The organism is Rahnella sp. 2050 (assembly GCF_040544515.1).
Lineage (GTDB): Bacteria > Pseudomonadota > Gammaproteobacteria > Enterobacterales > Enterobacteriaceae > Rahnella > Rahnella aceris.
The window spans coordinates 775,194-787,873 of record NZ_JBEPKE010000001.1 but is presented as its reverse complement, the minus strand read 5'-3'; the positions used below and the strand labels follow the sequence as shown (position 1 = coordinate 787,873).

General features: G+C 54.7%; 12 protein-coding genes. 4 read left to right on the top strand and 8 right to left on the bottom strand.

Annotated elements, in window-relative coordinates; genetic code table 11:
• Positions 1-6 precede the first annotated feature (6 nt).
• A complete protein-coding gene (locus tag ABIC79_RS03505) occupies positions 7-720 on the bottom strand; it encodes an amino acid ABC transporter permease (protein ID WP_013574989.1) in 714 nt (237 codons plus the stop codon).
• A 46-nt stretch (positions 721-766) separates the two neighbouring features.
• Entirely contained in the window at positions 767-1,585 is an 819-nt protein-coding gene (locus ABIC79_RS03500) for an ABC transporter substrate-binding protein (RefSeq protein ID WP_013574990.1), read from the bottom strand.
• Positions 1,586-1,777: 192 nt separating this feature from the next.
• Here ABIC79_RS03500 and ABIC79_RS03495 point away from each other — a divergent pair, with 192 nt between their 5' ends.
• The 3 genes from ABIC79_RS03495 to nac all read left to right on the top strand — a co-directional run bounded on the left by ABIC79_RS03495 (position 1,778) and on the right by nac (position 4,778).
• Positions 1,778-2,677, top strand: a complete 900-nt coding sequence (locus tag ABIC79_RS03495) for a GntR family transcriptional regulator (RefSeq protein ID WP_013574991.1) — start codon at positions 1,778-1,780, stop codon at positions 2,675-2,677.
• 39 nt (positions 2,678-2,716) lie between these two features.
• Positions 2,717-3,502 carry an SDR family oxidoreductase gene (locus ABIC79_RS03490; protein ID WP_166860130.1) on the top strand — a complete coding sequence of 262 codons (786 nt, stop codon included), beginning with the start codon at positions 2,717-2,719 and terminating at the stop codon, positions 3,500-3,502.
• A gap of 349 nt (positions 3,503-3,851) precedes the next feature.
• Positions 3,852-4,778, top strand: a complete 927-nt coding sequence (nac, locus tag ABIC79_RS03485; protein ID WP_013574993.1) for a nitrogen assimilation transcriptional regulator NAC — start codon at positions 3,852-3,854, stop codon at positions 4,776-4,778.
• Positions 4,779-4,861: 83 nt separating this feature from the next.
• Here nac and ABIC79_RS03480 read toward each other — a convergent pair whose 3' ends face one another.
• From ABIC79_RS03480 to spy, 4 genes are all read right to left on the bottom strand, one after another.
• On the bottom strand, positions 4,862-5,197 hold the full coding sequence (locus tag ABIC79_RS03480) for a phage holin family protein (RefSeq protein WP_013574994.1): 336 nt from the start codon (positions 5,195-5,197) through the stop codon (positions 4,862-4,864).
• Positions 5,198-5,443: 246 nt separating this feature from the next.
• Positions 5,444-5,749 carry a YbdD/YjiX family protein gene (locus tag ABIC79_RS03475; protein WP_013574995.1) on the bottom strand — a complete coding sequence of 102 codons (306 nt, stop codon included), beginning with the start codon at positions 5,747-5,749 and terminating at the stop codon, positions 5,444-5,446.
• A complete protein-coding gene (locus tag ABIC79_RS03470; RefSeq protein WP_013574996.1) occupies positions 5,742-7,808 on the bottom strand; it encodes a carbon starvation CstA family protein in 2,067 nt (688 codons plus the stop codon). The genes ABIC79_RS03475 and ABIC79_RS03470 overlap by 8 nt, the downstream gene beginning before the upstream one ends.
• Before the next feature lie 286 nt (positions 7,809-8,094).
• A complete protein-coding gene (gene spy / locus ABIC79_RS03465) occupies positions 8,095-8,604 on the bottom strand; it encodes an ATP-independent periplasmic protein-refolding chaperone Spy (protein WP_013574997.1) in 510 nt (169 codons plus the stop codon).
• Positions 8,605-8,971: 367 nt separating this feature from the next.
• Between spy and ABIC79_RS03460 the strand changes: the two genes are divergently transcribed.
• Positions 8,972-10,405 carry an aminotransferase-like domain-containing protein gene (locus tag ABIC79_RS03460; protein ID WP_015689659.1) on the top strand — a complete coding sequence of 478 codons (1,434 nt, stop codon included), beginning with the start codon at positions 8,972-8,974 and terminating at the stop codon, positions 10,403-10,405.
• Between the two features lie 9 nt (positions 10,406-10,414).
• Here ABIC79_RS03460 and ABIC79_RS03455 read toward each other — a convergent pair whose 3' ends face one another.
• Together ABIC79_RS03455 and ABIC79_RS03450 are read right to left on the bottom strand one after the other, a co-directional pair.
• Positions 10,415-11,023, bottom strand: a complete 609-nt coding sequence (locus ABIC79_RS03455) for a KpsF/GutQ family sugar-phosphate isomerase (protein WP_013574999.1) — start codon at positions 11,021-11,023, stop codon at positions 10,415-10,417.
• Positions 11,020-12,660, bottom strand: coding sequence for an FGGY-family carbohydrate kinase (locus tag ABIC79_RS03450; RefSeq protein ID WP_013575000.1), 1,641 nt, complete (start codon positions 12,658-12,660; stop codon positions 11,020-11,022). The genes ABIC79_RS03455 and ABIC79_RS03450 overlap by 4 nt, the downstream gene beginning before the upstream one ends.
• Positions 12,661-12,680: the final 20 nt, after the last annotated feature.

The window sequence follows — 12,680 nt, the reverse complement described above, 5'->3', positions numbered from 1 at the left end:
TTCTCCTCAGTTTGGCGTGCTGCTGCGCAGCAGGCGTTCAGTCAGTGACAGCGCGGGTTTCTTGCGCTTTTTCGGATCAAGCGAACGTTCCAGCCAGGCCTGTCCGACCATGAATACGGAAGTCAGCACCAGGTAGTAAATACCTGCGGCGCACAGTGCTTCGAAATATCGGAAGCTGGCGCTGGCGGTCTGATTGGCGATAAGCAGCAGTTCCTGCACGGCAATCACCGACACCAGTGCGCTCGACTTCAGCATGCTGATCATCTGATTGCCCATCGGCGGCAACACGATGCGCGCGGCCTGTGGCAACACAATCTTGCGCATGATCTGGCTCTGAGTCATGCCGAGCGCCATCCCCGCCGTTCGCTGCCCGCTGCGTACGGCCTGTAAGCCGGAGCGTAAAATCTCCGCCATATACGCCCCTTCATTTAAGGACAACGCCATCACCGCACAGGTGAAAGCGGAGAAGCGCAGGCCGAAGGTCGGCAGGACGTTGTAAACGAAAATAATCTGGAACAGCACCGGTGTGCCGCGAAATAACCAGAGATAGAAGAAGGCCAGAACGGATCCCGCCCGGAAGCGGGATTCCTGCAGCAGGGCCAGCACCAGCCCCGCAATAATGCCAAAGAACAACGAGCACACCGTTAACAACAAGGTCATTAATGCGCCCTGAAAGAACGCCGGTGAGAACAGGTATTGCCAAACAAGATCAAGTGACATGAACTTTCCTCAACGTCAGGGCAACGCTTTACTTAACATCACGGTTTCAGAAAATGGACACCGAAGCCGGGAACTGCCATTTGCTGATGATTTTTTGATAAGTTCCGTCTTTCACCACGTCCTGAAGGCCTTTTTCCAGCAGCGATTTCATTTCGGTATCGCCTTTACGCACGGCAAAACCGATGTGCGTGTCTGCTTCAAACTCAGCGCCGACGGCTTCGAAGGTATCGCCTTTTTCACTCAGCAGCGCCACAGCACCCGGCGTTGACAGGAATTCTGCATCAGCACGTTTTTGTGCCACTGCGACGGCGGAATCCGTGGCAGCCGGGAAGGTCAGCACGGTCAGCGCCGGTTTTTTCGCATCCAGACATTTTTGGTTGTCTGCACGCGCCTGACTTTCTTCAATGCCGCCCAGCGTCACGGCGATGTTTTTGCCGCACAGGGACAAATCACGACCGGTGATTTTTTCCGGATTGCCTTTCGCCACAATGACGCGGCTGCCGATTTTCAGGTACGGCACAAAATCCACCTGCTCAGAACGGGTCGGGTTGATGTACATCGCTGAGTTGATGATATCGAGACGTTTGCCCTGCAACGCGGGGATCAGTCCTTTGAACTCCATCGACATCGGTTCCGGTGTCAGCGCCAGTTTTTTCGACAGGGCGGTGATGAGATCGATATCGAAACCGGTCAGCTTGCCATCTTTAGTAAATTCAAACGGCATGAACGTGGCGGCGGTGCCATACGTCAGATGACCTTTACTGACCAGAACTGGCGCAGCAGCCTGGCTGAACAACGGGGCACTCAGGCAAATAGCGGCCAGAGAGACGGCGGCATATCGACGCAAAAAAGCTTTTTTTGACATGACAGACTCCAGTTTCCCATGAGCAGGATTGCTCTTTGTGTCTCATTAAATACAATTAAATTTGTGAGTCAAGGCTCTTTTTTGGTGCATTAATTGCACGATTTGGGGGCTTTGTAACCAGACTTCACCATCCTCAAGGCTTGTGATATTGTACAAACCTAAACAACAAATACTTTCAGGTGCTGCTATTCCATGACCCAAACTACGACAGCCAGCGGAAGGCGTCTGGCAAACCAAATCCTTGACCTGATACGTGAAGCAAAATTTGAGCCAGGTCATCATCTCAGGGAGCAACAACTGGCTGATATGCTCGGTGTGTCGCGTACGCCGGTGCGTACTGCCCTGAAATTACTGTGTGAATTAGGCATTATCGAAGCGCGGCGCAATCAGGGTTTTTTCCTGCTGAAAGCCTTCGATGAACTTCAGCGCATCAGCATTGATATCCCCGCCAGTAATGATCAGGATTTATACGAGCAACTGGTGAAAGACCGTATCGCCGGAAAGTTGCCGGATTCCCTGACGCAGACGGAAATCGCCCAGCGCTATGACGTCGATCGTGGTGTGCTGGCGCGCACGTTGCTGCGTCTGGCGGAAGACGGGTTGATCGCCCGCAACAAGGGGCATGGCTGGTCATTCTTACCGACCCTGAATACCGATGTAGCGCTGAGTAACGGCTACGGATTCCGTCTGATGATTGAGCCGGGTGCGCTCATGGCGGCAGGTTTTCACGCCGATAAAAGCGCGCTGCGCCGCCTGCGGATGCAGCATATTTATCTGATTACGCATCCGGATATTCTGGCCGTTGATGGCCGTCAGATTTTCGAAACGGACGCCACCTTTCATGAAATGCTGGCGGAGTTCAGCGGCAATATTTTTGTTTTACAGGCAATTCAGCAGCAAAACCGGCTGCGCCGCCTGCTGGAGTTCGGCAGTTACACCAATAAACAGCGTGTGCGCGAATGGTGCGAGGAACATGTCGCCATCATCGACGCCGTGCTGGAAGGGCGGATGGAAGCGGCGGCGGACATGATGCGCAGCCACCTGCAATCGGCTTATCAGATGGTGCTTAACAAAGTCAGCAAAGTGGGGTGATCCGCTGTTTTTGTCTTACATAAACCAGAGGAAAAAGTGATGGATTTTGGTATTCAGGGCCGCGTGGCGCTGGTCAGTGGCGCAGGCGGCGGTTTAGGCCGTGCGATGGCCATTGCCCTGGCAGGCGAAGGCGTTCAGGTGGCGGTTTGCGGGCGAACGCTGAGTGCGTTGCAGGAAACTGTCAGCATGATTGAAAAACAGGGCGGTACCGCGCAGGCGTGGGTGCTGGATCTGACAGCACCGGAAAGCTTTGATGATGTGCTGATGCAAATCCGCCGCACATTCGGACCGGTGGGTATTCTGATAAACAACTCAGGCGGGCCACCGCCGACGAAGGCGGCTGGCGTCGCGCCGGATGCGTGGCAATCTCAGTTCTCCACGATGGTGAGTTCGCTTATTCAACTGACCGATAAAGTGCTGCCGGATATGCACAATGCGGGCTGGGGGCGGATTATTACCAGCACGTCGTCGGGCGTGATCGCGCCAATTGCCAACCTCGGCATGTCGAATACTTTACGCATGGCGCTGGTCGGCTGGTCGAAAACGCTGGCCTCCGAAGTGGCGGGTGACGGCATCACGGTTAACGTGATGGTGCCGGGGCGTATTTCCACGCAGCGTCTGGGTCAGCTTGATGCCGCACGCGCCGGGCGGGAAGGGACATCGGTCGAAGAGGTCGCGGCAAAAAGTGCCGCCAGCATTCCGGCAAAACGCTACGGTAAACCGGAAGAGTATGGCGCTGTGGCGGCGTTTCTTGCCAGCCAGCAGGCGTCATATGTAACCGGTTCGGTGATCCGCGTCGATGGCGGCATGATCCCGTCAATATAAACGCGACGTCAGGACGTGATGCTGCGAATCTGTTTCGTGGCATCGCTGTTATTAACCCTGCTAATTTATAAGGGTGACCTATAAGAATGCATGATATTGGTGCATCCTTCTTTATCAGCGCAGTGAATTCCCTCTGAGATTCCCCGCGCCCTCCGTTTCCCACACGTCACGCGTAATAGTTTTCTCTTATATTTTGCGGTATTAGCCTCTGAAGCAGGCGTTTTTAATCTGCGTGCCGGAGATTGGCGTAAATCTTGCTTTTATCAGTCACGCTAATCGTTTGCGTAGATAACTTACCTTCATAACAACAGTCCAGGGTTATCCCTTTTCGCGCAAAATGGAGACAGAGATGAATCTCAGACGTCTGAAATACTTTGTGAAAATCGTCGATATTGGCAGTCTGACACAGGCCGCTGATGTTCTGCATATCGCCCAACCGGCATTAAGCCAGCAACTGGCGACACTGGAAGGGGAATTGCAGCAACAATTGCTGATTCGCACCAAGCGCGGCGTCACTCCTACCGAAGCAGGTAATATTCTTTATTCCCACGCCCAGGCCATTTTGCGCCAGTGCGACCAAATCCACAGTGCCGTGAATAACGCCGGACAATCGCTTAGCGGACAGGTTTCTGTCGGCCTTGCGCCGGGCACTGCCGCCTCCGGGCTGGCGTTGCCGTTGCTACAGGCTGTCCGCAAGCAGCACCCGGGCATTCTGCTGTATCTCAACGAGAATTTCGGCACTGCGCTGGGCGATTTAGTGCTCAACGGGCGCATGGATATGGCGGTCTTTTATGGCACCAGCGTGGCCTCAGGGTTGAGCAGTCAGCCGCTGATGAAAGAAGATTTGTATCTGGTCGGCGCGCATTCTGTGCCGAATCCGGGTAAATATGTCGAACTGGCTGAGGTGGCAAAACTAAACCTGTTCATGCCGCGTTCCCACAATGTCACCCGCCGTCTGGTGGATGATGCGATGGCGTTGCGCCGTTTAAGTGCCAATATCATTGGTGAAATTGAATCTTCCGCCACGCTGACTGCCGCCGTTGCCAGCGGTCTGGGGGCGACTATTTTGCCTGAATCCGCTGCCCGCACCATGACGGGTCCGGCTAAAGCCTGGATGTCATGCATCAGCAGTCCGGCGATTCAGGTTCCGCTTTCGCTGTGTGTTTGTGAAACGCTGGCGTTATCGCAGGAAGCCATGGCGGTGAAGAAGATCCTGCTGTCTCTGGTTTTCGAACAGACGGCTCCGGTGGCAGAGCCGATGTTAGTGGCGAGTTAAGCGGGGCGTTAATATTCAGCCAAACAGAGCAAGGTAAAAAAATCCCCGGCGTATAGATTTTGCCGGGGAAGAGGTGAATGCGCTTATTTAGACGCCGGACTGTAGTTGTCAACAAAGCCAGCGATTCTCTTACCGATAAGGGTGAGAAGTGGCCCGGCAAATACCCCGCCCAAACCGGCAATGACCAGTAACCGGTCATCGTTGGCGTTGCGTGACAGAACGAAAATACTCAACAGCATTCCGCTGAAGCAGGAAACAACAATCTGCAACAGGCATGCCCTGATTTCATCCAGGATGGGTTTCCGCTGCCTGAGCATGATATAGCGAACAATCCCGCCCCACGCCGCCATTCCAATGACGCAAAGTACAATACGGTGATCCATCAGGAGGATGTCCCGGATATGTGTTGCCTCGATCATAGTGATGCCCTCAGAAGTAAAAATGAATTCTCAATAAAACTAATGCGGCTAAATTATCACCAGATACGAGGGGGCTAAAATCACAAGACAACACATTTCACTGTGAGGTTTTCAGGCTGACATCACCGGGCAATTAAAAAATATAAAAGGCTTTGCATTTCAGGTGGTGTGACGACACCTTCCCCTGTGTGAAGAGGAAGGTGTAAAACACGACATCGTGACTGAGCCGGAGGGGTCACTCTGATGTCAGCACGGACACTTCCCCATTTTCCCGCCTTCGCTCGGGAACCGGGCTTCAAGGCATCGCCGGTGGAATTCGCGTTCGGTCATCGGCGTCATTTCCGGGTGTCTGACCTTCATGTGCCGGACATAATTCTGATAATCCTGCACGCCGACCATCAGGCGAAAACTCTGAGCAGTGCGTTTTATCGCCAGTTTCAGCCAGCCGGTCACATTGTGTGGTTTGGGCTGCACGGTGAACAACGGCTGACAGCGGATGACGTGTAACGCCGCAGGGCGCGCGGTTTTAAATAATGCTCTTGAATCAGACATGGCGGGCCTCGCGACGTTGTACAACAGCCGTTTCATGCACTGTCGGTGTGCTCGATTGCAGCGCGCGACGGATAACGAAGAACGCTGAAATCAGCATGGTGACCGCCACCAGCATAAAGAATCCACACAGGATGGCGTTGATCTGATTGTTCAGCACGATGGTTTGCATGTCCGCCAGCGTTTTGGCCGGTTTAATGATTTCGCCGCTGTCGATCCCGGCAGAGAATTTCTTCGCCTGCGCCAGGAATCCAATCGACGGTTTTTCGTGGAAAATCTTCTGCCAGCCCGCAGTCATCGAGGTGATAAACAGCCAGATAGTCGGCAAAATCGTGACCCATGCGTAGCGCTGTTTCTTCATTTTGAACAGCACCACGGTGCCCAGAATCAACGCCATCGAGGCCAGCATCTGATTACCAATACCAAACAGTGGCCACAGAGTATTAATGCCGCCCAGCGGATCGACGACACCCTGATAAACGAAGAAGCCCCAGCCCGCAACCGCGACGGTGGTACCGGCGAAAGTGCCGATCCACGAACGGTTATTTGCCAGCGAAGGGACGGCGACCCCCACCAGATCCTGCACCATAAAGCGGCAGGCGCGGGTACCGGCATCCACTGCGGTCAGAATAAATAAGGCTTCGAACAGGATAGCGAAGTGATACCAGAAGGCCATCATCGCGCGGCTGTTAAACACATCGGTGATGATGTGTGCCATCCCGACAGCGAAGGTTGGTGCGCCACCGGCGCGGGAAAGGATTGACTGCTCGCCGACATCTTTGGCTATTTGCGTAAGAATGTCTGGCGTGATGACAAAGCCCCAGCCGTTAATCACCTGTGAAGCGCTCTCTGCCGTGGTGCCGATCAGCGCCGCCGGAGAGTTCATCGCAAAATACACCCCCGGGTCGATAACCGACGCACAAATCAGCGCCATGATTGCCACGAACGACTCCATCAGCATCGCGCCGTAGCCGATAAAGCGGATATGGCTTTCGCGCTCAATCAGCTTCGGCGTTGTGCCGCTCGAGACCAGCGCATGGAAACCGGAAATCGACCCGCAGGCGATAGTGATAAACAGGAACGGGAACAGGCTGCCGGAGAATACCGGGCCGCTGCCGTCAATAAAGCGCGAAACCGCTGGCATTTTCATCTCTGGCATAGCAAAGACGATACCGACCGCCAGCCCGACAATGACGCCTATTTTCAGGAACGTTGAGAGATAATCGCGCGGTGCCAGCAGCAGCCAGACCGGCAATACCGAGGCAATAAACCCATAGATCACCAGCACCCAGGTCAGCGTGGTGCCGTGCAGGGTAAAGAACGGTCCCCAGTAAGGATCCGCCGCGACGTTGCCGCCGTAAACGATGGCGAGCATCATCAGCACGAAGCCAATCACCGACACTTCTGCAATTTTCCCCGGACGCAGAAAACGCATATAGATGCCCATAAACAGGGCAATGGGAATGGTCGCGGCAATGGTGAACAGACCCCACGGGCTATCGGCCAGCGCTTTGACGACCACTAACGCCAGCGCGGAAAGAATGATAATCATCACGCCCAGCGCGCCGAGCATGGTGATCACGCCCGCGAAACTGCCCAGTTCCTGCTTTGCCATTTCGCCCAGTGAACGGCCGTCACGACGGGTGGAGATGAACAGGATCAGGAAGTCTTGCACCGCACCGGCGAGCATCACGCCGACCAGGATCCAGATCGTGCCCGGCAGGAAACCCATTTGCGCAGCCAGTATCGGGCCGACCAGCGGACCCGCGCCTGCGATGGCGGCAAAGTGGTGGCCGAACAAAACCCATTTATTGGTCGGCACATAATCCAGCCCGTCGTTACGACGCTCGGCAGGTGTCATGCGTTTGTCATCGAGTTCGAAGACTTTTTCGGCGATAAACAGGCTGTAGAAACGGTAGGCAATGCTGTAACAGGCAACGGCAGCGACCACCAGCCACAGGGCGTTAACATGTTCGCCCCGGCTCAGGGCCAGCATTCCAAAGGCAAAAGCCCCGATTAACGCCACCACCAGCCAGGTTATCCCGGACTTGACGCTTTTCATGATGTACAACTCCTTATGAGTGGTCCGGTGATAGCCAGCCACTTTTTATGTCGAGAGTGTGATGTGGAGAGGTAAGGGTCGCATGGCCGAATGCGGTTGCGACTTTGTTGAATTACTGTTTAAAAATAATGTGTTTATACAGAAAAGTATGAAGTTAAAGATGAATTTGTGATGGGGCTGACGCTTTGCGCAGAGAAGACTGGTCGGATGACAATAAAGTTGTGGCGGGTAAGTAAAAAAGCAAAAAAACCGGCCACGGGGCCGGTTTTCCTGTCTGGTCAGTCAATTATTCAGCGGTTACTGGTTTTTCCTGACCCGGTTTGTGGTCACGCATCTGTTCCATTTTGGCCGCGCGGTTCTGGTAGTTCTCATTGAACTGTTTTTTCTGCTCTGGTGTCAGCAGGTTATACATTTTGTTCTCTGCGCGGGCACGGTCGAGCATACGATCAGACTGTGCTTTGGTAATGGTATCAATCTGCGATTTCACCTTGGCTTCATCGAAGCTGTCGGAAGCCACCAGGTTGTGCATCTGATCCATCTGGGCTTTCATCGCTGCGCGGTCAGGGCGCGCGCCGCTGTCTTTCATGATTTCTTTCATCTGCGTTTTCTGCTGCTCAGTCAGGTTCAGCGCCGCAAACGGGTTCATATGTTGCGGTCCTTTATGATGCAGCATTTTGCCGTGCGTCGCGGTCGCGGCGTCAGTGGCCGGCGTGGCTGCGGTTTCAGCAGCAAATGCGAAAGAAGCAGAGCTCAAAGCCAGAGTTGAAGCCACAATCATTGCGGTAAGTTTACGCATAATTAAATTCCTCATTGGAGATTCAGGCAATTCGCCCGTTTTGTTTCGACGAAAACAAGTCTACGCAATCCAATGAATAGTAATGCGGTGTGGATGTAAAAGAGTGAAAGGCGTGGTGTTACTTTTCCAGCGATCGTGGAGAAAGTGTTTAGAAAGCGTAAGGTTGCGCGAACAGGTGTGAAGGGAAGCTCAGATAAATCTGAGTAATGCGATGAATTAACACATTACCATGGCGAATGTTTCGCCGCCATACCTCCCGGGTAAACATTGATTGCTGTTGATGAGCAGTTTACTCCGGGGAAAAGCGCAAAATCAGGCATAATAGTTATCATTTGATTAACACTTCCTATAACAGTGCTGATGAATTATGACTCAATCCCGTTATGAAACGCTGGCGCGTACGTTGCGCAGACAAATTGATACGCAGGTCTGGTTGCCGGGCGACCGGCTGCCTTCCTTACGTGATACCTGCAAACAGTCTGGCCTGAGTCTGATGACGGTTTTGCAGGCCTATCAGTTGCTGGAAAGTCAGGGGGTGATTGTCGCGCGTCCGCAGTCCGGTTATTACGTGGCAGCGGGTATACAGCGGCCGGTGCGCCCATCACCCGACGGGTATTTGCATGCTGCAGAGCAGGTGGACGTCAATGACGCCATTTTCGACATTCTCAAAGCCGGGCAAGATCCCGCCGTGGTGCCACTCGGTTCCGCGTTTCCTGATCCGACACTTTTTCCGCAGCCACGTCTGGCGCGTTCCCTGGCCAGCGCGGTGCGCCGGATGTCCCCGCACAGCGCCATTGCGAATCTGCCACCGGGTAATGAAGAACTGCGCCGCAGCATTGCACAGCGCTATGCACAAAATGGTATTGAAGTCGCGCCCGATGAAATCGTCATTACGTCGGGTGCGATGGAGTCGCTCGGGTTAAGTTTGCAGGTGGTGACAGAGCCAGGTGACTGGGTTGCTATCGAATCGCCAGCTTTTTACGGCGTATTGCAGGCGATTGAACGGCGCAAATTAAAAGCCATCGCCATTCCGACTGACGTGCGTTACGGCATGGATCCCGATGCGCTGGAACAGGCGCTGAAACTTTATCCGATCAAAGCCTGCTGGCTGATGTCGAGTTTTCAGAACCCGCTCGGATGCAGTTTGCCGCCGGAGAAAAAAGCACGGCTGGTGAGTATTTTGCAGGGACATAAAGTGGCTCTGATCGAGGACGACGTATACAGCGAACTGTATTTTGGCAGCGAACGAACGGTGCCGCTGAAGGCGTCAGATTATCGCAGCGACATTCTGCATTGCTCATCGTTTTCGAAATCCCTCGCACCGGGCTTTCGCGTGGGCTGGGTGGCGGCGGGGGCTTATGCTGAACGTATTCAGCGCCTGCAACTGATGAGCACGTTATCGGCCAGCGTGCCGGTTCAGCTGGCGTTAGCCGATTATCTGCAAAAGGGGGCGCAGCAGGGAGGTTACGATACCCATCTGCGACGCTTACGGCGTGTGCTGGAACAACGGCAGATGGCGATGCGTCATGCGATTCTGGCGGAGTTTCCGGCGCAGGTGTCGGTGACGCAACCTGCAGGCGGCTATTTTCTGTGGCTGGATCTGGGTGACAATGTGGATGCGGCGCGGGTCTATCAGCGCGCGCTGACAAAAGGCGTCAGCGTCGCGCCCGGCACCATGTTTTCTGCCGACAAGCGCTTCAGCCATTGCATCCGTATCAATACCTCTTTCGAATGGGGGCCGCACACCGCGCGCGCCATCTCCATTCTGGCGGCGCTGGTGGCGGAAGAGATTAAAGGTTGAGGATGTTGTTCACAGATCCTGCTCACGCAGCGTCTTGCCCACATTTCCGCCCGGATGCACTTTCAGCAGGCTTTGCTGATCGAAGCCGTTACGCAGCATGATATTGCCGCACAATGCATCGAACACCGCCAGCACCAGCACCACAGACGTGGTGGCCAGCATATTGAGCGGGTCGATTTCCCGCCGGATATGCGTTTTCACCACCAGCGTGGCGGCGCGGGCAATCGCCGAATCCAGATTCTCCGTCACACTGATGATTGCCACACCTTTGGCTTTCAGCGTCGGTAACAGGCGCGTCAGCTCTTCAGAATTGCCGCCACGGGAAATCAGGATCATCAGGTCGTTGCTGCGCATAAATCCCAGGTCACCGTGGGCGGCATCGGTGGCGCTCAGATACACCGCCGGTTGCTCGACGCACGCCAGCATGTGGGCTATTTTCCGCGCGGCAATGCCCGACGTGCCGACGCCGGTGACGGCAATTTTGCCCGTGCAGCCGGTGACCAGCGTCAGTAACTGCTGCCATATATCAGCATCGAGATGATGCTGTAACGCCAGTAATTCCTGACTGTAGGTCTGCCAGCCCTGACACGCCAGGGTAAATTCTTCATCCGCATTCATTGGGTTTCCCCCTGCATCAGGCGGCGGTATTTCATGCTGTCGTGGTACATCTCATGAAATACGCGGTATTTACGGTCGTAATACTCTTTAATTTTGTTGGTTTGCGGTGTCACGGTTTTGCCGATGCGGCTCATGGCGGCCATCGCTTCTGGCAAAGAGTCGTAGGCGCCCGCCGCGACGGTGCCCATCATGGCACTGCCGAGCAGCATCGCTTCGCTTTCTTCCGGCAATAACATCGCGCAGCCTGTGGCGTTGGAATGCTCCTGAACAAACACCGGATTTTTGGTGCCGCCGCCGCTTGCCATCATGGTATCAATGCGATATCCGCTCTGATTCATGGTCTCGATAATGTGGCGGGTGCCCAGCGCCAGCGCCTGAATGGTGGCCAGATAATGCAGCGCCATGTCTTCCGGCGTACGCGAGAGTTTCAGGCCGGTCAGCGTACCGGTCAGCGTCGGGTTAGCGCGCGGTGAACGGTTGCCGTGGAAATAGGGCAGCATATGAATGTCTTTGGTCAGGAAGGCAATATTCTCCGGTTCACCGGCCATTTTTCGCAAAATGCCGTTGAGCACTTCATAGATGGTTTTGCCGCTGTCTTTGCCCTGTTTCAGTAAATCCTGATAACACGGATGCGACTGAATCACATGGTCAATCAGCGCCCCGGTAGTGGATTGTCCACCTTCGTTCAGCCAGTAATCAGGCAGAATGGCCGAATAGTATGGCCCCCAGATACCGCCGATATAGCGTGCGCTGCGGGACATCGCCATATGTGCCGTGGACGTGCCACCAATCAGCGCGATGCGGTTGTCGAAATCGGCCGATTCACCGGAGGCGCCGCTGGCACCGAGAATACCGAGGCTGCCTGCGTGGGCATCGATAATGGAAACGCTGACGGCGGTACCGGCCATCAGCCCCATTTCTGCAGCGGCACGCTGGGTCAGACCGTGTCCGAGCGGTTCACCCATGGTTTTCACTTCGCTGCCGATTTTCGCCGCGTTGTTTTCCAGTAAATCTTCCAGTCCGATCTGACGGAAATAGCTGGGATCCCAGCGGTCTTCATGGCCGATATACGTCCATTTACAGACGGTAGAACACAGCGAACGGGTAGTGTCCTGCGTGGCGCGCCAGGTGAGAAAATCCGGCAGGTCGAACAGGTGGCCGACGTTGTTCCAGGTGGTGGGCATATGCTGTTTCAGCCACAGCAATTTTGGCGTCTGCATTTCCGGCGAAATAATCCCGCCGACGAATTCCAGCACACGGTGACCGGTGGCGTTGATGCGCTCGGCCTGAGTAATGGCGCGGTGATCCATCCAGACAATAATGTTTTGCTCGCTGCGCCCGGACGGGCTGACGGTCAGCGGCTTGCCTTCTTTATCCAGCACTACCAGCGAACAGGTGGCGTCGAAACCGATACCTTTCACCTGAATCGGGTTGATGTCCGCCTGATTGACCGCGTCTTTCACGGCATTGCAAACGGACTGCCAGATCTCATCAGAAGATTGCTCAACGAAATCGGCTTTCGGGCGGTACAACGTAATCTCACGGCTGGCCTGGCCGACCATGCGACCGGTCATGTCGAAGACGCCCGCGCGGGCGCTGCCGGTTCCTACGTCTACTCCAATAAAATAACTCGCCATGTTCTTTCCCTTCGGTAAAA